Origin of the sequence: Streptomyces sp. NPDC006450, assembly GCF_040612195.1 — a bacterium.
GTDB lineage: Bacteria > Actinomycetota > Actinomycetes > Streptomycetales > Streptomycetaceae > Streptomyces.
In genome coordinates this window covers 1-23,304 of the sequence record NZ_JBEXPT010000034.1, presented here as the reverse complement: position 1 = coordinate 23,304, position 23,304 = coordinate 1, and the positions used below count along the sequence as shown (strand labels likewise).

At 71.9% G+C, this 23,304-nt stretch carries 18 protein-coding genes; 10 read left to right on the top strand and 8 right to left on the bottom strand.

Features of this window, described 5'->3' with window-relative positions; genetic code table 11:
* Window positions 1–124: 124 nt before the first annotated feature.
* Window positions 125–1,144, top strand: a complete 1,020-nt coding sequence (locus tag ABZY57_RS13695) for a DUF916 domain-containing protein (protein ID WP_356511425.1) — start codon at window positions 125–127, stop codon at window positions 1,142–1,144.
* Window positions 1,145–1,217: 73 nt separating this feature from the next.
* Window positions 1,218–2,432: a hypothetical protein gene (locus ABZY57_RS13690; protein ID WP_356511423.1), complete on the top strand. Its 1,215-nt coding sequence runs from the start codon at window positions 1,218–1,220 to the stop codon at window positions 2,430–2,432.
* Window positions 2,433–2,573: 141 nt separating this feature from the next.
* On the opposite strand, the gene ABZY57_RS13685 is transcribed toward ABZY57_RS13690, so the two are convergent.
* From ABZY57_RS13685 to iolC, 4 genes are read right to left on the bottom strand one after another with little or no spacing between them, the layout of a single operon-like run.
* Window positions 2,574–4,073: a CoA-acylating methylmalonate-semialdehyde dehydrogenase gene (locus ABZY57_RS13685; protein ID WP_356511421.1), complete on the bottom strand. Its 1,500-nt coding sequence runs from the start codon at window positions 4,071–4,073 to the stop codon at window positions 2,574–2,576.
* 11 nt (window positions 4,074–4,084) lie between these two features.
* Window positions 4,085–5,965, bottom strand: a complete 1,881-nt coding sequence (iolD, locus tag ABZY57_RS13680; RefSeq protein ID WP_356511419.1) for a 3D-(3,5/4)-trihydroxycyclohexane-1,2-dione acylhydrolase (decyclizing) — start codon at window positions 5,963–5,965, stop codon at window positions 4,085–4,087.
* A complete protein-coding gene (iolB, locus tag ABZY57_RS13675) occupies window positions 5,962–6,987 on the bottom strand; it encodes a 5-deoxy-glucuronate isomerase (protein WP_356511464.1) in 1,026 nt (341 codons plus the stop codon). Before iolB ends, iolD begins: the two co-directional genes overlap by 4 nt.
* A gap of 7 nt (window positions 6,988–6,994) precedes the next feature.
* Window positions 6,995–7,981, bottom strand: a complete 987-nt coding sequence (gene iolC, locus ABZY57_RS13670) for a 5-dehydro-2-deoxygluconokinase (protein ID WP_356511417.1) — start codon at window positions 7,979–7,981, stop codon at window positions 6,995–6,997.
* 66 nt (window positions 7,982–8,047) lie between these two features.
* Between iolC and ABZY57_RS13665 the strand changes: the two genes are divergently transcribed.
* The 4 genes from ABZY57_RS13665 (at window position 8,048) to ABZY57_RS13650 (ending at window position 11,062) form a co-directional block, all read left to right on the top strand.
* Window positions 8,048–8,962, top strand: a complete 915-nt coding sequence (locus ABZY57_RS13665; protein WP_356511415.1) for a sugar phosphate isomerase/epimerase — start codon at window positions 8,048–8,050, stop codon at window positions 8,960–8,962.
* Between the two features lie 43 nt (window positions 8,963–9,005).
* Window positions 9,006–10,019 (top strand): Gfo/Idh/MocA family oxidoreductase, encoded by a 1,014-nt coding sequence (locus ABZY57_RS13660; RefSeq protein ID WP_356511413.1) that lies wholly within the window; start codon window positions 9,006–9,008, stop codon window positions 10,017–10,019.
* A 67-nt stretch (window positions 10,020–10,086) separates the two neighbouring features.
* On the top strand, window positions 10,087–10,623 hold the full coding sequence (locus tag ABZY57_RS13655; RefSeq protein ID WP_356511411.1) for a GNAT family N-acetyltransferase: 537 nt from the start codon (window positions 10,087–10,089) through the stop codon (window positions 10,621–10,623).
* A gap of 238 nt (window positions 10,624–10,861) precedes the next feature.
* A complete protein-coding gene (locus ABZY57_RS13650; RefSeq protein ID WP_053674774.1) occupies window positions 10,862–11,062 on the top strand; it encodes a MerR family transcriptional regulator in 201 nt (66 codons plus the stop codon).
* Window positions 11,063–11,106: 44 nt separating this feature from the next.
* Here the strand turns inward: ABZY57_RS13650 and ABZY57_RS13645 are convergent, their stop codons facing one another.
* Complete coding sequence (locus ABZY57_RS13645) at window positions 11,107–13,365, bottom strand: MMPL family transporter (protein WP_356511410.1); 2,259 nt, start codon at window positions 13,363–13,365, stop codon at window positions 11,107–11,109.
* Between the two features lie 141 nt (window positions 13,366–13,506).
* Here ABZY57_RS13645 and ABZY57_RS13640 point away from each other — a divergent pair, with 141 nt between their 5' ends.
* A complete protein-coding gene (locus ABZY57_RS13640; RefSeq protein WP_356511408.1) occupies window positions 13,507–14,220 on the top strand; it encodes a TetR/AcrR family transcriptional regulator in 714 nt (237 codons plus the stop codon).
* On the opposite strand, the gene ABZY57_RS13635 is transcribed toward ABZY57_RS13640, so the two are convergent.
* On the bottom strand, window positions 14,186–15,427 hold the full coding sequence (locus ABZY57_RS13635) for a cation:proton antiporter (protein WP_356511462.1): 1,242 nt from the start codon (window positions 15,425–15,427) through the stop codon (window positions 14,186–14,188). The genes ABZY57_RS13640 and ABZY57_RS13635 overlap by 35 nt on opposite strands.
* A gap of 175 nt (window positions 15,428–15,602) precedes the next feature.
* Between ABZY57_RS13635 and ABZY57_RS13630 the strand changes: the two genes are divergently transcribed.
* Both ABZY57_RS13630 and ABZY57_RS13625 read left to right on the top strand, forming a co-directional pair.
* The gene (locus tag ABZY57_RS13630) at window positions 15,603–15,836 is read left to right on the top strand and encodes a heavy-metal-associated domain-containing protein (RefSeq protein WP_356511406.1); all 234 of its coding nucleotides are present in this window, start codon (window positions 15,603–15,605) and stop codon (window positions 15,834–15,836) included.
* Window positions 15,837–15,966: 130 nt separating this feature from the next.
* The gene (locus ABZY57_RS13625; RefSeq protein ID WP_356511404.1) at window positions 15,967–18,273 is read left to right on the top strand and encodes a heavy metal translocating P-type ATPase; all 2,307 of its coding nucleotides are present in this window, start codon (window positions 15,967–15,969) and stop codon (window positions 18,271–18,273) included.
* A gap of 293 nt (window positions 18,274–18,566) precedes the next feature.
* Here the strand turns inward: ABZY57_RS13625 and ABZY57_RS13620 are convergent, their stop codons facing one another.
* Together ABZY57_RS13620 and ABZY57_RS13615 are read right to left on the bottom strand one after the other, a co-directional pair.
* Window positions 18,567–19,856: a citrate synthase gene (locus ABZY57_RS13620; RefSeq protein WP_243335006.1), complete on the bottom strand. Its 1,290-nt coding sequence runs from the start codon at window positions 19,854–19,856 to the stop codon at window positions 18,567–18,569.
* Window positions 19,857–20,039: 183 nt separating this feature from the next.
* Window positions 20,040–22,286 (bottom strand): ATP-dependent RecD-like DNA helicase, encoded by a 2,247-nt coding sequence (locus tag ABZY57_RS13615; protein ID WP_356511401.1) that lies wholly within the window; start codon window positions 22,284–22,286, stop codon window positions 20,040–20,042.
* 290 nt (window positions 22,287–22,576) lie between these two features.
* Between ABZY57_RS13615 and ABZY57_RS13610 the strand changes: the two genes are divergently transcribed.
* A complete protein-coding gene (locus ABZY57_RS13610; protein WP_356511399.1) occupies window positions 22,577–23,188 on the top strand; it encodes a DUF937 domain-containing protein in 612 nt (203 codons plus the stop codon).
* Window positions 23,189–23,304: the final 116 nt, after the last annotated feature.

Below are 23,304 nucleotides of genomic sequence, written 5' to 3'. Positions count from 1 at the left end.
GCTCCGGCGCCGCACCACCCTTCCGCGCACCACCCTTCCGCGCACCACCCTTCCGCGCACCTCCCCTCCACCAGCGATCCCCCGCCTCACCCCCTCCCCGTCCGGCCCGACTGGAGAACCGCCCATGCGCACCCGCACCCTCCTCCTCGGCCTGCTCCTCGGCCTCGCCGCCCTGCTGCTCCCGGCCCTCCCCGCGACGGCCGCGGACAACGGCACCTGGGGCGTCTTCCCGACACCCCCGGCCGGTGCGCCGATGACCGACCGCGCGTACTTCTTCCACCAGGGCGAAGCCGGCACCACCGTCAGCGACAGCGCGACGATCGTGAACTCCTCCGACAAGGAGCTGACGTTCCAGATATTCGCCACGGACGCCGTCAACACCCCGGTGGGCGGCGGCTTCGCGCTGCTCCCGGTGGAGACGAAGCCCAAGGACGTGGGCACTTGGGTCGCGCTTCCTCCCGAGACGCGGACCACCGTCACCGTGCCGCCCAAGGGCCGCAAGGACTTCCCGTTCTCCGTGAAGGTTCCGGCGGACGCGACGCCCGGTGACCACGTGGGCGGGATCGTCGCCCTCAACACCGCCGTGGAGGGCATCCAGCAGGAGGGCAAGGTCCAGGTCGGGGTGAAGCGCCAGGTCGGCGCCCGGCTGTACTTCCGGGTCCCCGGGCCGGTGACCCCGGGGCTGAGCGTGGAGGACGTGAAGATCAGCCGGGAGGCGCCGCTGCTGCCCTGGGTCAAGGATGCCCGCGCCAAGATCACGTACTCCCTGGTCAACCGGGGCAACGTGGTCGTCGAGCCGAAGGTGACCGTCTCCGCCGAGGGGCTGTTCGGCCGCCGGGTGCTCGACCGGCCGGCCCGCGAGCTGAAGCTCGTCCTGCTTCCGGGCCAGCGGATCGAGCTGACGGAGGAGTGGGCGGACGCCCCCCAGTCGGACTGGGTGACCGTCGACATCACCGCCGGCGCCTCGGCCTACCCCGACCTCCTCTCCTCCTCCACCGTGGAGTTCCTTGCCGTGCCGTGGCCCGCACTCGGTGCCCTCCTGGTGCTGGCCGGCGCCGCCATCGCCGCCCGGGTCCTGCGCCGGCGCCGCCGGGCGGCTGCCGAACAGCCGGAAACGGCACCGGACTTGGCTGAAGTGCGCTGATCGGCAAAGGTGTCCCCAGGGGGACGGCATCCGGCCGTCCCCGGGCAGGGGCAGGCGCCGGGAGGCACCACACATGGCACGACAGCACGGCGAAGCGGAGGCCGGCCGGCCCGCGCAGGGAAGCGTCCCCGCGGGCCGGCCCGCGGATCCCGCCGACACGGGGGTCGGGCTGCTGACCCTCGTCGAGCGCACGCTGGGCACCGGCACCGCGGTGTACGTTCCGGGGGACGGCTGGATCCGGCTCACGCTCCCGCTCGACGACGGCGGCACGGCCCCGGTCACGGTGGACGTGGTCGCGGACACCCGGCGGACCCCGCGCGGGATCGCGTACCTCCTGCCGGGCGCCGGACTGAGCTTCTGCTCCGGCTTCTTCACCCCGTCCGACCTGAACCTCGCCCACCGGCTGCGCCGCGAGGGCCTGCTCGTCGTCGGCGTCACCCCGCGCGAGGACGCCGCGACCGCGGACGACATCGGCCCCGACCGGGGGCTGGCGGCGCACCGCCGGGATCTGGCGGCGGTCGTGGAGGCCCTGGACGGCGCGCTCGGGCTGCCGTACCAGTACGTCGGCCACTCCGCCGGGGCCCTGCTCGCCCTGGACGCGGCCGCACACGACGACTCGCCCCGTCTGACCCGGGTGGTGGCCCTGGACACGACCGGCCCCTACTCCGGCGACCTGGCCGTACGGGCCGCCCAGACCCGGGACGCGTACGAGGACCGGCTGGCGGAGGGCGCGTACGCGACGGACCCGGGGCTGACGGCGCTGATCGCCCGGGCCGCCACCGACCCTGCGGGGCCCTCGGAGGTCCCCTGGCCCCCGGACCCCGCGCTCCGCTTCACCAACGCCGGGCTCGCCCACTTCGCGCTGGTCCGCACCTCCCTGCTGCCCGGCCCGGCGAACTGGATCTACACCCAGGGCCATGCCGCGGGCTCGTACGACTTCGGGGCCACCCCGGCCAAGGACCGCTTCGACCTCACCCACACCCCGCTCGCCACGTGGCACGCGGCCGTCGGCTCCCTGGGCAGCGGGCTGGTCCCGACCGCCCTGATGCGGGACCTGGCCGCGGTCTGGGCGGGCGACGAGAAGACGTACGCGATCGACTGGGAGCGGATCTCCGCCGAAGTGGTGTGGATCAACGCCGAGCTGGGCCGCGGCGACCATGCGCGCGGCCCCCGGCTGATCCGGGCGGGCGGCAACGGACGGGTCCGCTTCGCCGTCGTCCCGGGCTACGGGCACGGCGACCCCGTCTGGTCCCGGACGGCGGCGGCGGACGTCTGGTCGCTGCTCTGAGCCGACGCCCTCCGGGCTGGTCCGGACCGTGCCGATCCGGACCGGACCGGGAACGGGCTCGCCCCCCGCGGTGAGGGTTGCGGGGGGCGAGCGGTCCTACGAGGCGTGCGCCCGGCCGGGGCTCCGGCAGGGGACCGGCGGTCAGTGGTTCCGCGGGAACCCGAGGTCCACGCCGGCGGGGGCGTCCGACGGGTCGGGCCAGCGGGTCGTGACGACCTTGCCCCGGGTGTAGAAGTGGATGCCGTCGTTGCCGTAGATGTGGTGGTCGCCGAAGAGCGAGTCCTTCCAGCCACCGAAGGAGTGGTAGCCCACCGGCACCGGGATCGGCACGTTGACGCCGACCATGCCCGCCTCGATCTCCAGCTGGAAGCGGCGGGCGGCGCCGCCGTCACGGGTGAAGATGGCGGTGCCGTTGCCGAACGGCGAGGCGTTCATGAGCGCCACGCCCTCCTCGTAGGTCTCGACGCGCAGCACGCACAGCACCGGGCCGAAGATCTCGTCGCGGTAGGCGTCGGAGTCGGTCTTGACGTTGTCCAGGAGCGAGAGGCCGATCCAGTGGCCGTTCTCCTTGCCCTCCACCGTGTAGCCCGTGCCGTCCAGGACCACGTCGGCGCCCTGCGCGGCCGCGCCCTTCACGTACGAGGCGACCTTGTCGCGGTGGGCGGCAGTGATCAGCGGGCCCATCTCCGAGAGCGGGTCGTTGCCGGGGCCGATCTTGATCTTCTCGGCGCGCTCGCGGATCTTCTCGACGAGGGTGTCGCCGATGGAACCGACGGCCACGACCGCAGAGATCGCCATGCAGCGCTCACCGGCCGAACCGTAGGCCGCCGAGACCGCCGCGTCGGCGGCGGCGTCCAGGTCGGCGTCCGGCAGCACCAGCATGTGGTTCTTGGCGCCGCCCAGGGCCTGTACGCGCTTGCCGTTGGCGGAGGCGGTGGTGTGGATGTGGCGGGCGATCGGGGTCGATCCGACGAAGGAGACGGCCGCGATGTCGGGGTGCGCGAGGAGCGCGTCGACGGCGACCTTGTCACCGTGGACCACGTTCAGCACGCCCGCCGGCAGGCCGGCCTGGCTCGCGAGCTGCGCCAGCAGCGTGGAGGCCGAGGGGTCCTTCTCGCTCGGCTTGAGGATGAAGGTGTTGCCGCAGGCCACGGCCAGCGGGAACATCCACATCGGCACCATCGCCGGGAAGTTGAACGGGGTGATGCCCGCGACCACGCCGATCGGCTGGCGGATCGAGGAGACGTCCACGCGGCTGGACACCGAGGTGGACAGCTCGCCCTTGAGCTGCACGGTGATCCCGCAGGCCAGCTCGACGATCTCCAGACCGCGGGCGACCTCGCCCAGCGCGTCGGAGTGCACCTTGCCGTGCTCGGCGACGATCAGCTCGGCGATCGCGTCGCGGTTGGCGTCCAGCAGGGCGCGGTAGGCGAACAGCACCTTGGTGCGGGCGGCCAGCGAGGACTGCCCCCAGGACAGGAACGCCTCCTTGGCGACCTGTACGGCCGCGTCGACCTCGTCGGCGGACGCGAGGGCGACCTGCGTGGTGACCTCGCCGGTGGCCGGGTCGGTGACCGGGCCGTAGTTGCCCGACGCGCCCTCGACGGTCTTGCCACCGATCCAGTGGTTGACGGTCTTCATGCCTAACTCCTTCACAGATGGCGACGTCGCTGCGCGGCTTGCCGGTCGTACTCTTCGCGGGCCTGGGCCGCCGACGCACGGGTCGCGGTCTCGGCCACAGGGACATCCCACCACGCCTGTGCGGGGGGCGGGCCCGACACAGTGTCGGGTGTTCGGGTCTGTGCGTAGACACATGTGGGACGGTCCGCCGACCGGGCCTCGGCGAGGGCTTTGCGCAGGTCACCGATGGTGCGGGGGCGGATCACGGCCATCCCCAGGGAGGCGGCGTTGGCCGCCAGATCCAGCGGCAGCGGCGCACCGCTGTACGACCCGTCCGCCGCCCGGAAGCGGTAGTCGGTAGCGAATGCCTCGGCGCCCACCGCGTCGGAGAGGCCGCCGATCGAGGCGTATCCGTGGTTGTCGAGGATCACCAGCCTGACCGGGATCCCCTCCTGCACGGCGGTGACGATCTCGGTCGGGTTCATCAGGTACGTCCCGTCGCCGACCAGCGCCCACACCGGCCGGCCGGGGGCGGCCAGCGCGGTGCCGATCGCGGCGGGGATCTCGTAGCCCATGCAGGAGTACCCGTATTCGACGTGGTACTGGTCCGCGGAGCGGGCCCGCCACAGCTTGTGCAGGTCCCCGGGGAGCGAACCGGCGGCATTGATCAGGATGTCGTCACCGTCGACGAGACCGTCCAGCAGACCCAGCACCTGTGCCTGCGTCGGGACGGAGTCCTCGTCGGGAGCCGCGTAGGCCCCGTCGACCAGCCGCTCCCACGCCCTCTTCCCTTCTTTGTACGCCGCCTCGTACGGGGGGTCCACCCTGTACCCGGCGACCTCGGCCCGGAGTTCTTCCAGGCCCTCCCGCGCATCGCAGACCAGGGGGAGTGCCGCGAGTTTGTGGGCGTCGTACGGGTCGAGGTTGAGCCCGAGGAACCGCACGCCGGGGTCCTGGAACAGCGTCGCGGAGGCGGTCGTGAAGTCGGTGAGCCGGGTCCCGGCGGCGATCACCAGATCGGCTTCGCGGGCCAGTGCGTCGGCGGTGGCCGTGCCGGTGTGCCCGATCCCGCCCACGTCGGCGGGGTGGTCCCACGGCAGGGCCCCCTTGCCCGCCTGCGTGGAGGCCACCGGGATGCCGGTGGCCTCGGCGAACTCCGCGAGCGCCGCGCCCGCCGCGCTGTGCCGGATGCCGCCCCCGGCGATGATCAGCGGCCGCGCGGAGCCCCGTACGGCGCGGGCGGCCGCCGCCAGCTCGGTCCGGTCGGGCCGCGGCCGGCGTACGCCCCACACCCGCTCGGCGAAGAACTCCTGCGGCCAGTCGTACGCCTCGGCCTGTACGTCCTGCGGCAGCGCGAGGGTGACCGCGCCGGTGCTCACCGGGTCGGTGAGGACCCGTACGGCCTGCAGGGCGGCGGGGATCAGGGCTTCGGGACGGGTGATGCGGTCGAAGTGGCGGGAGACGGGGCGCAGCGTGTCGTTGACGGAGACATCACCCGCATGGGGGACCTCCAGCTGCTGGAGGACGGGGTCGGCGGGCCGGGTCGCGAAGGCGTCCCCGGGCAGCAGGAGCACCGGGATCCGGTTGATGGTGGCGAGGGCGGCCCCGGTGACGAGGTTGGTGGCGCCCGGACCGATGGAGGTGGTGACGGCGTGCGCGGACAGCCGCCCGCTCTGGCGCGCGTACCCGACGGCGGCGTGCACCATGGCCTGCTCGTTGCGGCCCTGCAGGAACGGCATCTCCTCCCGGCCGGTCTCCAGCAGGGCCTGGCCGATCCCGGCGACGTTCCCGTGCCCGAAGATCCCCCAGGTGGCGGCGATCAGCCGGTGCCGGCGTCCGTCGCGCTCGGTGTACTGCCGGGAGAGGAAGCGGACGAGGGCCTGCGCGACGGTGAGGCGGACGGTGTGCGTCATGCGGGGTCCTCCGCTCGGTGGGGGAAGGGCAGCCGGGGGTCGATGTCCTGGTCGGTCCAGGTGGAGCGGATCCACCCGTGGTCGGGGTGGTCCCGGATGAGCCACTCCCGGGTCGCGCCGGGTCCCGCCATGACGTTGAGGTAGTACATGTCGTGGCCGGGCACGGCGATGGAGGGACCGTGCCAGCCGTCCGGGATGAGGACCGCGTCACCGGTCCTCACCTCGGTGAGGATGTCGGTCTTCCCCGCCGGGGACGGGCTGACACGCTGATAGCCGAGGCCGGGCGTGTCCCCGTGCGGGGCGATCTCGTAGTAGTAGATCTCCTCCAGCCGGGATTCCACGCCGGGGTGGTGCTCGTCGTGCTTGTGGGGCGGGTACGAGGACCAGTTGCCGCCGGGGGTGAGCACCTCCACGGCGATGAGCCGGTCGCATGCGAAGACTCCGGCGGCGGCGAAGTTGTTGACCTGGCGGGAGCACTGGGCGGCGCCGCGGAGTTCTACGGGGACCTCGGCGGCGGGCCCGTACCGGGCGGGGAGGCGCTTCTCGCAGCGGGCGCCGACGAGGGCGAACCGGCCGCCTGCGCCCGACCGGATCTCTGCGACCCCCTCCCGGGGGAGGTAGGCGAAGTCGGAGGGGCCGTCGAACACCCCGCGCCGCCCCCGCAGTCGGAAGACCTGCGGCCCGCTCCCGGGGCGCTGCCCCGGGCCCCGCTCCTCGAACGCCGGAGGGGCTGGATTGTGGCCGGCGCCGGCCTGGGCGTGCGCAGTGGCGGGGTGGGATGGCCCGCTGGGCGATCTCAGCCCCGCCGGCGTTCGAGGCGCGGGGTCCGGGGCGGAGCCCCGGAACGGGGGGCCGGGGGCTGCGTCCCCGGTTTCGGGAAGGGGCGGGGTGGGGGAAGGCTCCGCGCAGCGGACCTCGCAGCCGCCTGCGAGGGGGAGGACGATCCATTCCGACTCCCCGCACGCGTGCGGGTACACCTCCCCCGGCGAGAGGTCGAGCACGAGCAGCCTCGTCCAGTCCATCGCCCACTCAGACACCATCGGCACGACCGAGCACCTCCTCCACTTCCTCCGCGAACGGCATCGCCGTCGAGCACGCCAGTCGTGAGGCCACGATCGCCCCGGCCGCGTTCGCGTAGCCGATCACCCTCTTCAGGTCCCACCCCGCGAGCAGCCCGTGGCACAGGGCTCCGCCGAAGGCGTCCCCCGCGCCCAGGCCGTTGACGACCGTCACCGGTACCGGGGGGAGCTCCGCCACCGTCCCGTCGCGGTGGACGGCGAGGACCCCCGCCGGGCCCCGCTTGACCACCGCGAGCTCGACTCCGGCCCCGAGCAGGGCGCGTGCGGCCGCGTACGGCTCGGTCTCGCCGGTGGCGATCGCGCACTCCTCGGCGTTGCCCACGGCCACCGTGGCGAGGGACAGCGCCCGGCGGTACCACTCCCCGGGCCCGGCGGGCCCGTCCCCGGCCCCGGCCCCGGAGGGCCACAGCATGGGTCGCCAGTCCAGGTCGAAGACCGTGAGCCCGGCCTTCGCGCGTGCCTCCAGCGCGGCCAGGGTGGCCGTCCGGCTCGGCTCCGCGCTGAGCCCCGTGCCGGTCATCCAGAACACCCGCGCCGCCCGCACCGCGTCGAGGTCGAGCTCGTCCGCGGCGATCTCCAGGTCGGGTGCCTTCGGGTACCGGTAGAAGTACAGCGGGAAATCGTCGGGCGGGAAGATCTCGCAGAAGGTCAGCGGCGTCGGAAGGGCCGCCACCTCCCCGGCCCACCGGTCGTCCACCCCGAACCGGCGCAGTTCCGACCGGAGATAGGCGCCGAAGGGGTCCGCGCCGGTCCGGGTGATGACCGCCGTCCGCCGTCCCAGCCGGGCCGCCGCGACGGCGACGTTGGTCGGGGAACCGCCCAGGAACTTCCCGAAGGTGTCCGCCTCGGCGAGCGGTACGCCCGTCTTCAGGGGGTAGAGATCCACCCCGATCCGCCCCATCGTGATCAGGTCGAACGCCAACGGATCCGCAGCCATCACCACACCATTCCTCCCGACCGAGTGCTCCCCGTACCCAAGAGCCTCGCACCCTAAGGTGGCCGTATGACGTCCTCACCGCCCGCGTTGACCCGTATCCGCGTCGGTTCGGCTCCGGACTCCTGGGGGGTCTGGTTCCCCGACGACCCCCGGCAGACCCCGTGGGAGCGGTTCCTCGACGAGGTCGCCGAAGCCGGGTACGAGTGGATCGAGCTCGGCCCCTACGGCTATCTCCCCACCGATCCCGTCCGGCTCGCCGCCGAGGTCGGGGCGCGCGGCCTGCGGGTCTCCGCGGGAACCGTCTTCACCGGACTCCATCACGGGCCCGCCGTGTGGGAGGACACCTGGGAGCACGTGTCGCGGATCGCGGAACTCACCCGGGCCATGGGCGCGGAGCACCTCGTCGTGATCCCCTCCTTCTGGCGGGACGACAAGACCGGCGAGGTGCTGGAGGACCGCACCCTCACCCCCGGGGGCTGGCGCGAACTGACCACGCAGACCGAGCGGCTGGGGAAGCAGGTCCAGGACGAGTACGGGTTGCGGATCGTCGTCCACCCGCACGCGGACACGCACATCGACACCCCCGAGAACGTGGCGCGCTTCCTCGACGCCACCGACCCGGCGCTGGTCTCGCTCTGCCTGGACACCGGGCACTACGCGTACTGCGGCGGGGACAGCGTCCGGGCGATCGAGACCTTCGGCGAGCGGATCGGCTACCTCCACCTCAAGCAGGTCGATCCGCGGATCCTCGCCGAAGTCGTCCGGGACCAGGTCCCCTTCGGGCCGGCCGTGGCCCGCGGGGTGATGTGCGAGCCTCCGACGGGGGTACCCGCGCTGGGACCGGTGCTGGCCTCCGCCGAGCGGCTCGGCGTGGACCTGTTCGCCATCGTGGAGCAGGACATGTACCCGTGCCCGCCCGACCGGCCGCTGCCGATCGCCCGCCGCACCCGCGCCCACCTGCGCTCCTGCGGCGCCCGCTGAACCGAATACCCCGGCCTTACGCACCCTCGTGGAGGAACACGACATGACCAGCACGCTCGGCATCGCCGTCATCGGTACCGGGAAGATGGGCTCCGACCACGTCCGCCGCTTCGGCCGGACGGTCGGCGGGGCCCGGGTGGTGGCCGTGGCCGACCCGGACGGTGACCGCGTCAAGGAGGTCGCGGCCGGGCTGGAGGGGGCGAGCGCGCACACCGATCCGGCGGCCGCGATAGCGGTGTCCGGGGTGGACGCCGTACTGATCGCCTCGCCCGGGCCCGCCCACGAGGAAGCGATCCTGAACGCGCTGGAGCGGGGGCTGCCGGTGCTGTGCGAGAAGCCGCTGACCCCCGATCCGGCGGGCGCCCTGCGGATCATGGAGGCGGAGGCGCGGCTGGGCCGCCGGCTCGTCCAGGTCGGCTTCATGCGGCGCTACGACGCCGAGTACGCGAGGCTGAAGGAGCTGCTCGACGCGGGCGGCATCGGGCGGCCGCTCTTCCTGCACTGCCGGCACCGCAACGCCGCCTCGCCGTCCTTCTTCACCAGCGACATGCTGATCAGCGATTCGGTGGTGCACGAGGTGGACGCGGCCCGCTGGCTGCTGGGCCAGGAGATCACCGCCGTGACCGTGCTCTCCCCTACGCCCACCTCGGCCGCCCGCGAGGGGCTGCGCGATCCCCGGTTCGTGGTCATGGAGACCTCCGGCGGGGCCGTCGTGGACGTGGAGATCTTCGTCAACTGCGGCTTCGGCTACCAGGTGCAGTGCGAGGCGGTCGGCGAGTCCGGTACCGCCCGGATCGGCGACGGCCACGCGATGGTCGTCCAGTCGGCGGGCCGTTGGGGCGGGGAGGTCGACCAGGACTTCACGGTGCGGTTCGCCGACGCCTACGACCGCCAGCTCCGCCGCTGGGTCGCCGCCGCCGCGCTGGGCCGGGTGGACGGTCCCGACGCGTGGGACGGCTACGCGGCGGCGGCGGTCTCCGAGGCGGGCCTCGCCGCGGCCCGCAGCGGCGTACGGACCCAGGTGGAGCTGGCCCAACGCCCGTCCCTGTACCGCTGATCCGGCCGCCCCGGCCTCAGGACGCGCCCCGCGGCCGGTCCCCGGACGACGAGGGCATCATGGGGGAATGCCTGAGATACCTTCCTCCGCGGCCCCGGTCGCGATGCGGCTCCCCCTGTACACGAAGGCGGAGCAGGACGAGATCCTCGGCGGCGGCGCCGACCCCTTCGGTGTGGGCGCGGCCGGCTTGACCTGGCTGCCCAAGGAGGAACACTTCGGCGTCGTCTACGGCGACCGGCTGCTGGCACACGCGGGCCTGCTACGGCTGCCCGTTGCGATCGGCACCGCCGGGACGGAGGTGGTGGGCGTCGGAGGAGTGGCCGTCGCACCCGACGTACGAGGTCGCGGGCTGGCGCGCCTCGTCCTGGCTGCCGCACTCGACCACGCGCGCACGATGGGTCCGCGGCACGCGCTCCTGTTCTGCCGACCGCCGCTCGTGCCTCTGTACGAGCGCCTCGGATGGCACCTCCTCGACGAGGCCGTCCTCGTCGAACAACCCGGAGACCGCTTGGCCGCCATGCCGCTCCGCACCATGGTGACCCCCCTGCACGATGACGCGATCTGGCCCTCGGGACCGGTACGGCTGTTCTCCCTGCCGATGTGACGGGGCGCAACCTGGGTGCCGCCTGCGCCTGTGTGCCACCTGTGTCACGGGGGTCGCCGGCGTGTCACGCATGTCCGCGTTACGCGGGTCTTCCGTCACAGCCGGACGACAGCCCCTCCCCTGACCTCACCCTGTGTCGTTTCCCCGGGCACAACCTGAGTGATCGTCAGTGTCCACGCGCCGGCTCCCCCGACGGCCTCCCGGCCGGCCCTGCGGCGTGGACAAGGAGGTGTCGAGGATGAGCGACCGGCAGCTGTGGTCGTACAAGGAGATCGCGGCCCACATCCGGGTCCAGCCGGACACGGTGCGCTCCTACCGCAAGCACGGGCTGCTGCCCGCACCCGACCACGTGGAGGGCGGAAAGCCCTACTGGTACGCCGACACCATCCGCGCCTGGGTGGCGCGTCGGCCCGGCAACCGCGGACGCCGCGAGGACTGACACGACGTCCGGTCCAGGGACGGGACCCTTCCGGGCCCCGTCCGCTAGCGGCTCCCGGCGGGCACCGGCTCGGGCTCGGGCCGCTCGGCGGCCGGCGCCGGCTCCCCCTCGCTCAGCCCGAAGCGTTCGTGCAGCCTGCGCAGCGGCGCCGGCGCCCACCAGGTGGCCTTCCCGGTCAGCTTCATCACCGCCGGCACGAGCAGGCTCCGCACGACCATCGCGTCCATCAGCACGGCCAGTGCGATTCCCAGGCCGAGCATCTTGGTGTTGGTCACCCGCGAGCTGCCGATGGCGACCATCACGACCGCCAGGATCACGGCCGCCGCGGTGATCAGTCCGCCCGTGCGGGTCAGCCCGGCGCGCACCGCCCCCTCGTGGTCCCCGGTCCGGTCGTACTCCTCCTTGATCCGGGATATGAGGAACACCCCGTAGTCCATGGAGAGCCCGAAGGCGATGCAGAACATCAGCACGGGCAGGGTGGTCTCGATGTCTCCGGTGGAGGTGAAGGAGAGTAGCCCGGAGAGGTGGCCCTCCTGGAACACCCACACCACCGCCCCGAACATCGCGGTCAGGCTCAGCGCGTTGAGCAGCACGGCCTGGACGGGTATCAGCAGGCTCCCGGTGAGCAGGAAGACCAGGAGCAGCGTGGCCAGCACCACGACGGCCAGGGCCAGGGGCAGTTCCTCGGCTATGGCGTCGCGGGCGTCGACGAGCACCGCGGCCTGTCCGGTCACGGCGGTGTCGAAGGGAGCGTCCACCGCCCTGACCATGCCCACCAGGTCCTGGGCTTGCTGTCCCACCTCCTCGCCTTCGGTGAGCACCGAGAAGTAGGCGTATCCGCTACCGGCGGCGGAACCCACCGGCCCCTCCACTCCCAGTACCCCGGGCAGGGCCGCCACCCGCTGCTTGTAGGCGTCGAGATCGGCGGCGCCGGAGGCCCCCTCGGCCAGTACGGTCAGCGCTCCGCCGGGGCTGCCGGGGAAGCCTTCGCGGATGTGCTGCTGCACCACGTGCGATTCGGCGGTCGCCGGCAGCTGCCGGTCGTCCACGGTGCCGAACTTCACGCCGAGGAAGGGCAGTCCGAGGAGCAGCAGTCCGGCCGTGGTGGCCACGGCAAACACCGGGGCGCGGCGCATGACCAGATCCGTCAGCCGGGCCCAGCCCCGCCCACCGCCGGCCCCACCGCCGGCCCCGGCCGGGTCGCTGCCGGCCGTCCCGGTCCGGCGCCACAGCCGGCGCAGGTCGAAGGAGTTGACCCGCTCCCCCAGCAGCACCAGCGCTGCGGGCAGCAGGATGAGCGCGGCCGCCGCGGCGAGAAGGACCACCGCGACTCCGGCGTAGGCGAAGGAGCGCAGGAAGTACATCGGGAAGAAGAGCATGGCCGAGAGGGCGACGGCCACGGTCAGCGCCGAGAACAGGACCGTCCGGCCGGCGGTGCGCAGGGTGACTCCGACGGCCGCCACCGGGTCGCGCCCGGCGGCCAGCTCCTCACGGAACCTCCGCACGATGAACAGGGCGTAGTCGACGGCGAGTCCGAGTCCGAGGGCGGTGGTCAGGTTCTGCGCGAAGACGGAGACGTCGGTGATCTCGGTGAGCCCCCGCAGCACTGCATTGGTTCCGATGATGGCGACGATGCCGACGCCGAGGGGCAGCAGGGCCGCTACGGCGCTGCCGAAGACGAGGACGAGCAGGACGAGCGTCACGGGCAGGGCGATCAGCTCGGCGAGCAGCAGGTCCTCCTGGATGGTGGAGGTCACCTCGCGCTGGACGGCGGCCGGCCCGCCGAGGGACACCTTGACCGGTCCGTGCTCGCCGCGGTAGCTCGGGACGATCCGGTCCAGGACGGCGTTGGCCGCCTTCTCGTCGCCCAGCACCCGGGCGGCTATCAGGGCCTGCCGACCGTCCTCGGAGCGCAGGGTGGGCAGCCCGGTCCGCCAGTACGAACCCACACCGGTCACCCCCTGCTCGGCGGCGAGCCGCGCCGTCAGCCGCTCCGCCTCGGCGGCGACGGCGGGGTCGTCCACCCCGGCCGTCCCGGCGGCGGCTCCGGCGTCGACGAGCAGCAGCAGATTGGGCTGGGAGCCGGGGAACTCGCGCTCCAGCGCCTTGGTGGCATAGGTGGAGCTGGCACCGGGATCCTCCCAGCCCCCACTGCCCAGGCGGTCGGCGACGCCTGTGCCGGCGAAGACGGCCAGGGCCGTGATCACGAGGGCGAGCAGCAGCGAGAGCCTCGGCCGTGTGGTGACGAATCCGGTCCACCGGCCGCCCTCCCCAGGCGACGGCGGATTCTTGACTTCGGACATGGCTCGGTGTCCCCTTCACCGTGGTTGCCAGACCACTTAGACTGGCAAACACGAGCAGTCGCTCGCGTTTCTCAAGAATGCGAGCGACCTCTCGCGTTTGTCAATCACCCACGGGAAGCAACGGGAAGCAAGGGATTGGACATGCGGGAGACATCTCGGACCAAAAGGGCGGACAAAGCGGGTGAATCGACCGCAGAGGCGGCGCTGAAAACAGCGACGGAATCCGCCCCCCGCCGCCGCCAGGCGCGCGGCGAGCGCCGCATCGCCCAACTCCTGGCAGCCGCCGCCGGGGTGTTCTGCCGTACGGGCTACGCGGCGGCCAGCACCAACGCCATCGCCCGCGAGGCCGGCGTGTCCCCGGGCACGCTCTACCAGTTCTTCCCGAACAAGGAGGCCATCGCCGTCGAGCTGGGCGGACAGCTCCTCCAGCGCGCCCACGAGGCGCACGGCCAGGCCTTCCTCCCCGAGAACCTGGACCGGCCGCTCCCCGAGCTGCTCGACGCCGTCCTGGATCCGGTGATCGCCTTCAACTGCGAGAACCCCGCCTTCTGGGCGCTCATGCACGGCTCCGGCGTCCCCGGCATCGCCCAGGAACACGACGAGCTGCACGTCGGCATGCTGGCCCGCGTCGAGGAGGTGCTGCGCGCCTGCGCCATCCCCACCGCGGACACCAACCCCGCCGAGCTCAACCACGTCGCCCACATGGTGCTCGGGATCGTCAAGGCCTCGCTCGAACTGATCCTCGCCAGCGAGGGCGAGGAACGGGCCGCGTACGTCACGGAGCTGAAGGCCGTCCTGTTCCGCTACCTGGACCCGATGATCACCACGCCTCCTCCTCGCCGACCTCCTCGCTGATCCTCTCCGCGACTCCCCCGGGCCCGCCGGGCCCGTCGCCGGATCCCGCCCGCAACCGCAGCCCGACCAGCGGGAAGATCAGCACGGACAGCATCCCGGCCCCGACCAGCGCCGCCGCCTCCCCCGAGCCCAGCTTCCCCTCCTGCACGCCCAGGGTGGTGATCGCCACCACCAGCGGCAGCGCCGTGGAGCCGAACAGCACCAGCGCCGACCGGTCCCGGCGCCCCAGGTCCCGGGGGGCCAGCAGCCACATCGGCAGCCCCCGCACCACGAGGAAGAGCAGCAGGAACACCGGAAGCAGCAGGAGCACCCGCCCACCGCCGAGCAGCGCGGCCAGGTCGAACTCGATCCCGGTGACCACGAAGAACACCGGCACCAGGAAGCCGAAGCCCATGGCCTCCACCTTCGACAGCACGGTCTCGCTGCTCTCCGGGGCGGCCCCGTACAGCACGAGCCGGGTGATGAGCCCGGCGGCGAAGGCGCCGAGGAGGACGTCGAGGCCGAGCACCTCGGACAGCGCCAGGAACGCCACGAGGATCAGCACCACCAGGCGCACCGCGAACTGCCCGCTGCTGTGCAGGGTCTTGGAGATGACCCGGGCGAACCAGGGCGGCTTGGGCCGCATCGCCCAGAACACGGCGCCGGCCGTGAGCACCGCGAAGCCGATCAGCAGCGCCGCCGACTGCGCCGGCGCCCGCCCGCTGAGCAGCAGGGCCATCGCGATGATCGGCCCGAACTCGCCGACGGCGCCCATCGCCATCATCACCGAGCCGAACCGGCTCTGGAGGTCCCCCGAGTCCCGCAGGACCGGCAGGATCGTGCCGAGGGCGGTACTGGTGAGCGCGGTGCCGATGTAGACGCCCTTGTCGAATCCGCCGCCCGACAGCAGCAGTCCGAGTCCGAGCCCCAGTGCGAGGGCGGCCACCCAGGCCCACACCGACCGTTTCAGGGTGTCGCCCTTGACCTGGGCGAACTGGATCTCGTAGCCGGCCAGGAAGATCAGCATCGCGAGGCCGAGCTCGCTGAGCACGTCGACGACCTCGGTGGAGTGGGCCCAGCCGAGGACGTCGGGTCCCACCAGGACGCCCAGGGCGATCTCGAAGATCACCAGCGGGACGGGAAGCCAGCGCGCGACCCCGTAGGCCATCAGGGGCGCGAGCACCGCGATCGACATGATCAGGATGAGAGTGGTCCCCGTGTCCGCCATGTGTGCCATTTACATATGGTTCGCACCGATTGTCCACCTCAAAAGATCTCGGCGGATGCTCGCGTCGATACCCCCTAGGGGTATAGTCTCGAAGTGTCGGGATGAACGGTGGCCTCTCCACGAGCGATCCGCCGCCTTCCGGCCGCCCGGAAACGCCTTTGAAGAGGAGAACGACATGAGCGCCGACACGGACACCCAGATCACCACCGTCTACCGGGTGACCGGCATGACCTGCGGCCACTGCGAGGGCGCGGTGACCACCGAGCTCTCCGCCCTGGCGGGCGTCACCTCGGTCAAGGCCGTCGCCGCGACCGGCGAGGTCACCGTGGTCTCGGCCGCCCCGCTCGACGAGGCCGCCGTGCGCGCCGCCGTCGACGAGGCCGGCTACGAGTTCGCCGGCCAGGCCTGAGCACCCTGCCTCCGGCACGCGACGCTTCGGCACACATCTCTTCGGCACAGCCCCGCCGGGCCGTACCGGCCAGCTCATACTGGTTCCGTACGGCCCGGCCCAACCCCTACCTCGGCGGGGAGCCCGGATCATGAGCAGCAGCACAGTGCACGACGGACCCATAGCGGCGGCCGGCGCGACCGGCGCCGCGGAGGCCACGGCCGAGGTCGAGCTGACCATCGGCGGGATGACCTGCGCCTCCTGCGCGGCCCGCATCGAGAAGAAGCTGAACCGGATGGACGGGGTCACCGCCTCGGTGAACTACGCCACCGAGAAGGCCAAGGTCTCCTACGGCTCCGACGTGCAGGTCGCCGACCTCATCGCGACGGTCGTCAAGACCGGCTACACCGCGGAGGAACCCCCGCCGCCGGAGCCGGAGCCCGGGCCCGGCACCGAGGCCCGGGACGCCGCGCCGCAGGAAGCCCGCGACCCCGAACTGGGCGCGCTGCGCCAGCGCCTCCTGGTCTCCGTGGCGCTCTCCCTGCCCGTCGTCCTGCTCGCGATGGTCCCGTCCCTCCAGTTCGACAACTGGCAGTGGCTCTCGCTGACCCTCGCCGCCCCCGTCGTCGTCTGGGGCGCCCTCCCCTTCCACCAGGCCGCCTGGACCAACGCCCGGCACGGCGCCGCGACCATGGACACCCTGGTCTCGGTGGGCACGCTGGCCGCCTTCGCCTGGTCGCTGTGGGCCCTGTTCTTCGGTCACGCCGGAATGCCCGGCATGCGCCACGGCTTCGACTTCTCGGTCAGCCGTACGGACGGCTCCTCGGCGATCTACCTGGAAGTGGCGGCCGGAGTCGTCAGCTTCATCCTGCTCGGCCGGTACCTGGAGGCCCGCTCGAAGCGGAAGGCCGGCGCGGCCCTCAAGGCCCTCATGCAGCTCGGCGCCAAGGACGTGGCCGTCCTGCGCGGCGGGACCGAGGTGCGCATCCCCGTGAGCGCGCTCGTGGTGGGCGACCGCTTCCTCGTCCGGCCCGGCGAGAAGATCGCCACCGACGGCACGGTCATCGAGGGCAGCTCCGCCGTGGACGCCGCCATGCTGACCGGTGAATCGGTCCCGGTCGAGGTCACCGTGGGCGACGCCGTCACCGGAGCCACCGTCAACACCTCGGGCCGCCTCGTCGTCGAGGCCACCCGCGTCGGCTCGGACACCCAGCTCGCCCGGATGGCCAAGCTGGTCGAGGACGCGCAGAACGGCAAGGCCGAGGTGCAGCGCCTCGCCGACCGGATCTCCGGGGTCTTCGTCCCGATCGTGCTCGCACTGGCCCTCGGCACCTGGGTCACCTGGCTGCTGATCACCGACAACCCGACGGCCGCCTTCACCGCCGCCGTGGCTGTCCTGATCATCGCCTGCCCGTGCGCCCTGGGCCTGGCCACCCCGACCGCACTGATGGTCGGCACCGGCCGGGGCGCGCAGCTCGGCATCCTGATCAAGGGCCCCGAGGTACTGGAGTCCACCCGCCGCGTGGACACCGTCGTCCTGGACAAGACCGGCACCGTGACCACCGGCCGGATGACCCTGACCGGCACCCACCCCGCCGAGGGCGTGGACCCGGACGAACTGCTGCGCCTGGCCGGTTCGCTGGAGCACGCCTCCGAGCACCCGATCGCCCGTGCCATCGCCACGGCGGCCGCGGACCTCACCGCAGGCCTGTCCGTCCCGGAGGGCTTCGAGAACCACGGCGGCCTCGGAGTCCAGGGCCTGGTCGACGGACACGCCGTCCTGGTGGGCCGCGAGAAGCTGCTCGCCGCATGGTCGATCACACTGCCCGCCGCCCTCGCCGAGGCCAAGGCCGCCGCCGAGGCCGAGGGCTCCACCGCCGTCCTGGTCGCCTGGGACGGGGAGGCCCGCGGGGTCCTGACCGTCGCCGACGCGGTCAAGGAGACCAGCGCCGAGGCCGTGTCCCGGCTGCGGGCCCTGGGGCTGACCCCGGTCCTGCTGACCGGCGACAACAAGGCCGTCGCGGAGACGGTGGCCCGCGCGGTGGGCATCGAGGAGGTCATCGCCGAGGTCCTCCCGCAGGACAAGGTGGACGTCGTACGCAGGCTGCAGGCGCAGGGCCGTACGGTCGCCATGGTCGGCGACGGGGTCAACGACGCGGCCGCACTGGCCCAGGCCGACCTGGGCCTGGCCATGGGCACCGGCACCGACGCGGCGATCGAGGCGAGCGATCTGACCCTCGTACGGGGCGACTTGCGGGTCGCGGCGGACGCGATCCGGCTCTCGCGCCGGACCCTGGCCACCATCAAGGGCAACCTCTTCTGGGCCTTCGGCTACAACGTCGCGGCGCTGCCGCTGGCTGCCGCCGGACTGCTCAACCCGATGATCGCGGGGGCCGCGATGGCCTTCTCCTCGGTCTTCGTGGTCACCAACAGCCTGCGGCTGCGCTCCTTCCGCTAGTGATCACCCTTCACGTCTCGCGCACAGACCCTTCACACGAGACGCAGATCACAGCGACCCCAACGTAACCATCGGGCAGGCCCACGGGTCTAATGGGGCGATGCCGGAAACGTGTTGGGACGACTACACAATTCTCCGGCACGCAGACACCCGGTCCGGGTCCCGTGGGGGGAATCCGTTCCGGGGTAAGGAAAGCGCCCCGACCTTCGACCCGTGGGGGGATCGATGGCGGGGCGCTTTTCCTGTACTGCGCGTCTTACGAGTCCTGCGGGTACTGCGGCTCGGCCCTCGGGTCAGCGGGACTCGACCGGAACGAAGTCGCGCAGGACCTCGCCGGTGTAGATCTGGCGCGGGCGGCCGATGCGGGAGCCGGGCTCCTTGATCATCTCGTGCCACTGGGCGATCCAGCCGGGCAGCCGGCCGATCGCGAAGAGCACGGTGAACATCTCGGTCGGGAAGCCCATGGCCCGGTAGATCAGGCCGGTGTAGAAGTCCACGTTCGGGTAGAGGTTGCGCTCGACGAAGTACTCGTCGGCCAGCGCGTGCTCTTCCAGCTTCAGGGCGATGTCGAGGAGCTCGTCGTCCTTGCCGAGCGCCGAGAGGACATCGTGCGCCGCCGCCTTGATGATCTTCGCCCGGGGGTCGAAGCTCTTGTAGACGCGGTGCCCGAAGCCCATCAGGCGGACGCCGTCCTCCTTGTTCTTCACCTTGCGGATGAAGGCGTCGACGTCGCCGCCGTCGTTCTTGATGCCCTCGAGCATCTCCAGAACCGACTGGTTGGCGCCACCGTGCAGCGGACCCCACAGGGCCGAGATGCCGGCGGAGATCGAGGCGAACATGTTCGCCTGCGAGGAGCCGACCAGACGCACGGTGGAGGTCGAGCAGTTCTGCTCGTGGTCCGCGTGCAGGATCAGCAGCTTGTCGAGCGCGGCGACCACGACCGGGTCCAGGTCGTACTCCTGGGCCGGCACGGAGAAGGTCATGCGCAGGAAGTTCTCGACGTAGCCGAGGTCGTTGCGCGGGTAGACCACCGGGTGGCCGACCGACTTCTTGTACGCGTAGGCCGCGATCGTCGGGAGCTTGGCCAGCAGCCGGATCGTCGAGAGGTTGCGCTGCTTCTCGTCGAACGGGTTGTGGCTGTCCTGGTAGAACGTCGACAGCGCGCTGACCACGGAGGACAGCATCGCCATCGGGTGCGCGTCGCGCGGGAAGCCGTCGTAGAAACGCTTGACGTCCTCGTGCAGCAGCGTGTGCTGGGTGATCTCGTTGCGGAACGACGCGAGCTGGTCGACGGTCGGCAGCTCCCCGTTGATCAGCAGGTAGGCGACCTCGATGAAGGTCGAGCGCTCCGCCAGCTGCTCGATCGGGTAACCGCGGTAGCGCAGGATGCCCTGCTCACCGTCGAGATAAGTAATGGCGGACTTATAGGCGGCGGTGTTTCCGTAGCCGCTGTCCAGGGTGACCAGCCCGGTCTGAGCCCTGAGCTTCGAGATGTCGAAGCCCTGGTCACCGACGGTGCTCTCGACCACCGGGTAGGTGTATTCACCGTCCGCGTACCGCAGTACTACAGAGTTGTCGCTCACGTCATCCCTCACCGACGTAGTGCCTCTTCTTCGAGGTGCCCTGACTGCCTCTACCTTCCCCCATTTGGCGCAGGTGAGTGCACTCGGGGTCGAGCTTTGGTGTTTTCGACGGCACTCAGTGCCGCCAGCCTGCACATCCTGCCCCCTCCACAACCGTTGTAGGAACCCCAAATGATCGATCATCTAGGTGATGTTTCCCACCGGTATGCGGCCGGACAGCCTGGGCGCGACGGCGGTGTACCTCCTGCCTGCGGAAACGGTACGCACCGCCTGCCCCAGGGCCTTGCGGGACCCGACCAGGACGACCAGTTTCTTCGCCCGGGTGACCGCCGTGTAGAGCAGATTCCGCTGGAGCATCATCCAAGCACCGGTGGTGACCGGGATCACGACCGCCGGATATTCACTCCCCTGGGAGCGGTGGATGGTGACGGCGTACGCGTGGGCCAGCTCGTCGAGTTCCGCGAACTCGTAGGCCACTTCCTCGTCTTCGTCCGTGCGCACTGTCAACCGCTGTTCCTCCAGGTCAAGGCCGGTGACCACGCCGACCGTGCCGTTGAAGACCCCGTTGGCACCCTTGTCGTAGTTGTTGCGGATCTGCGTGACCTTGTCGCCGACCCGGAAGACGCGGCCGCCGAACCGCTTCTCGGGCAGGCCCGGCCGGGCCGGGGTGATGGCCTGCTGGAGCAGGGCGTTGAGGTTTCCGGCGCCGGCCGGGCCGCGGTGCATGGGGGCGAGGACCTGGATGTCCCGCCTGGGGTCGAGGCCGAATCTGGCCGGAATACGACGTGCGGCGACGTCGACGGCGAGCTTTCCGGCCTCCTCGGTGTCCTCCTCGGGGAAGAGGAAGAAGTCGGGCAGCCCGTCGGTGATGGGCGGCAGGCCGGTGTTGATCCGGTGGGCGTTGGTGACCACCCCGGACTGCTGGGCCTGGCGGAAGATGGTGGTCAGCCGGACGGCCGGAACCGGCCCGCCCTCGGCGAGCAGATCGCGCAGCACTTCGCCCGCCCCGACCGAGGGCAACTGGTCCACGTCCCCGACCAGCAGCAGGTGGGCACCGGGTGCCACGGCCTTGACCAGCTTGTTCGCCAGCAGCAGGTCGAGCATGGAGGCCTCGTCCACGACGACCAGGTCCGCGTCGAGCGGCCGCTCCCGGTCGTACGCCGCGTCCCCGCCCGGTTTGAGCTCCAGGAGCCGGTGCACGGTGGAGGCCTCGGCCCCGGTGAGCTCCGCCAGACGCTTCGCCGCCCGGCCGGTGGGGGCGGCGAGGACGACCTTGGCCTTCTTGGCCCGGGCCAGCTCCACGATCGAGCGGACGGTGAAGGACTTCCCGCAGCCCGGCCCGCCGGTGAGGACCGCGACCCGGCGGGTGAGGGCGAGCCGGACCGCGTCCCGCTGCGCGGGGGCCAGCGTGGCTCCGGTCCGGCCGGCGAGCCAGCCCAGGGCCTTGTCCCAGTCCACGTCCTGGAAGGCGGGCAGCCGGTCCTCCCGCGCGGTCAGGAGGCGGCGTACCTGACCGACGAGGGACAGCTCGGCGCGGTGGAACGGCACCAGGTACACGGCGGTCAGGGGGTCCGGGCCGCCCTGCGGGTCCGGCACGGATTCCCGTACGACCCCTTCCGGATCGGCGGCGAGCTCGGCCAGGCAGTCGATGACCAGCCCGGTGTCCACCTGGAGGAGCTTGACCCCGTCGGCGATGAGCCGGTCCTCCGGCAGGAAGCAGTGCCCCTGGTCGGAGGACTGGGACAGGGCGTACTGGAGCCCGGCCTTGACCCGCTCCGGACTGTCGTGCGGGATCCCGACGGCCTGCGCGATGCGGTCGGCGGTGAGGAAGCCGATGCCCCAGACGTCGGCGGCGAGCCGGTACGGCTGGTTCTTCACCACGGAGATGGAGGCGTCGGCGTACTTCTTGTAGATGCGCACGGCGATGGAGGTGGAGACGCCGACCCCCTGGAGGAAGACCATGACCTCCTTGATGGCCTTCTGCTCCTCCCAGGCGGCGCCGATCAGCCTGGTGCGCTTGGGGCCGAGGCCGGGCACTTCGATCAGCCGCTTCGGCTGCTCCTCGATGACGTCGAGGGTGTCGAGGCCGAAGTGCTCCACGATCCGGTCGGCGATCTTCGGGCCGATGCCCTTGATCAGGCCGGAGCCGAGATAGCGCCGGATGCCCTGGATGGTCGCGGGCAGCAGCGTCGTGTAGTTCTCCACGGTGAACTGCCGGCCGTACTGGGGGTGGGCGCCCCAACGGCCCTCCATGCGCAGCGACTCACCCGGCTGGGCCCCGAGGAGGGAGCCGACGACCGTGAGCAGGTCGCCGGCGCCGCGGCCGGTGTCCACCCGGGCGACCGTGTATCCGCTCTCCTCGTTGGCGTAGGTGATGCGCTCCAGCACCCCTTCGACCACCGCCGGTGCCACGGCCGCGTTCGTCGTCATGGCCCGAAGCTACAGCCCGGGTGCGACAGGTCCGCCGGGCCTGTGGAAAAAGCGGGTCGGGCGGCCAAAAGGGGGTCCCGCCTTTCGGCCGGACCCCCTCACGGTTACCCCTCCCTCGTCGGACTTCCCGATCCCCCCGGATCCCCCCCGGAAGTCCCGACGCACCATACGACCCGCGACCCCTGTCCGTGGTTGCACGGGAATCCGGAACTTTACCTTTCCATTACCTGAGGGGGTTCAGGACGCCATCCGAGGTGCCGCCCAATCACCACAGAAGTAGCGTTTCCGGCATGAGCGAACCTTCCTTCCAGGACGACGTGCTGACCGAACTCGGCGACGACCGGCTGACCGAGATCGCCGGCCTCCTCGGCACCGACACGAACGGCGCCCGTGACACCGTCACGGCCACGGTCGGGGCGATGACCGGCGACCTCCAGCAGAAGGCCGACGCCGATGACGACGACGGCAACGAGGTCCGCCAGGCCTTCGCCGAGGTCACCCAGCCTCCGCTGGAAGGCGTGGCCACCCTCGGCGGCGGCCTGGGCGGCATGCTCAGCGGCGGGATGATGGCCGGGGTGCTCGCCAAGGTGAGCAAGCCCGTGGCCAATGCCGTCTCGAAGAAGACCGGCATCCCCGCGCCCACCATCGCCCGGGTCATCGAGCTGCTGATCCCGGTCCTGCTGGCGGTCTTCGCCAAGCGCGCGGCCTCCGGGAAGGGCGGCGGTCCGGCCCCGACGGCGGCCGGCGGCGAGTCCCCGATCCCGTCGCCGGGAGCGGTACCGGGAGCGGCACCGGGAGCGGTACCGGGTGCGGCGGGCACGGCCCCCGCGGGCGCAGCTCCGGCGTCCGGCGGCAGCCTCGGCGACCTCCTCGGCCAGATCCTCGGCGGCGGCAAGAAGTAACGCGCCTCACCCGTTCGGACGAATCGGCACCGGGCCGGGGGGCGGCCGGCCACCCGCCGGGCGGTTCCCCGGCCCCGCGGACAGGACCGCGGGGGGGGATTAAGGAGTTGGGAGGA

What these genes read in the sequence shown, in the direction of transcription:
- ABZY57_RS13695 (WP_356511425.1), top strand. Translation starts at nt 125, where the DNA reads ATGCGCACCCGCACCCTCCTCCTCGGCCTGCTCCTCGGCCTCGCCGCC.
- ABZY57_RS13690 (WP_356511423.1), top strand. Translation starts at nt 1,218, where the DNA reads ATGGCACGACAGCACGGCGAAGCGGAGGCCGGCCGGCCCGCGCAGGGA.
- ABZY57_RS13685 (WP_356511421.1), bottom strand. Translation starts at nt 4,073, where the DNA reads ATGAAGACCGTCAACCACTGGATCGGTGGCAAGACCGTCGAGGGCGCG.
- iolD (WP_356511419.1), bottom strand. Translation starts at nt 5,965, where the DNA reads ATGACGCACACCGTCCGCCTCACCGTCGCGCAGGCCCTCGTCCGCTTC.
- iolB (WP_356511464.1), bottom strand. Translation starts at nt 6,987, where the DNA reads ATGGACTGGACGAGGCTGCTCGTGCTCGACCTCTCGCCGGGGGAGGTG.
- iolC (WP_356511417.1), bottom strand. Translation starts at nt 7,981, where the DNA reads ATGGCTGCGGATCCGTTGGCGTTCGACCTGATCACGATGGGGCGGATC.
- ABZY57_RS13665 (WP_356511415.1), top strand. Translation starts at nt 8,048, where the DNA reads ATGACGTCCTCACCGCCCGCGTTGACCCGTATCCGCGTCGGTTCGGCT.
- ABZY57_RS13660 (WP_356511413.1), top strand. Translation starts at nt 9,006, where the DNA reads ATGACCAGCACGCTCGGCATCGCCGTCATCGGTACCGGGAAGATGGGC.
- ABZY57_RS13655 (WP_356511411.1), top strand. Translation starts at nt 10,087, where the DNA reads ATGCCTGAGATACCTTCCTCCGCGGCCCCGGTCGCGATGCGGCTCCCC.
- ABZY57_RS13650 (WP_053674774.1), top strand. Translation starts at nt 10,862, where the DNA reads ATGAGCGACCGGCAGCTGTGGTCGTACAAGGAGATCGCGGCCCACATC.
- ABZY57_RS13645 (WP_356511410.1), bottom strand. Translation starts at nt 13,365, where the DNA reads ATGTCCGAAGTCAAGAATCCGCCGTCGCCTGGGGAGGGCGGCCGGTGG.
- ABZY57_RS13640 (WP_356511408.1), top strand. Translation starts at nt 13,507, where the DNA reads ATGCGGGAGACATCTCGGACCAAAAGGGCGGACAAAGCGGGTGAATCG.
- ABZY57_RS13635 (WP_356511462.1), bottom strand. Translation starts at nt 15,427, where the DNA reads ATGGCGGACACGGGGACCACTCTCATCCTGATCATGTCGATCGCGGTG.
- ABZY57_RS13630 (WP_356511406.1), top strand. Translation starts at nt 15,603, where the DNA reads ATGAGCGCCGACACGGACACCCAGATCACCACCGTCTACCGGGTGACC.
- ABZY57_RS13625 (WP_356511404.1), top strand. Translation starts at nt 15,967, where the DNA reads ATGAGCAGCAGCACAGTGCACGACGGACCCATAGCGGCGGCCGGCGCG.
- ABZY57_RS13615 (WP_356511401.1), bottom strand. Translation starts at nt 22,286, where the DNA reads ATGACGACGAACGCGGCCGTGGCACCGGCGGTGGTCGAAGGGGTGCTG.
- ABZY57_RS13610 (WP_356511399.1), top strand. Translation starts at nt 22,577, where the DNA reads ATGAGCGAACCTTCCTTCCAGGACGACGTGCTGACCGAACTCGGCGAC.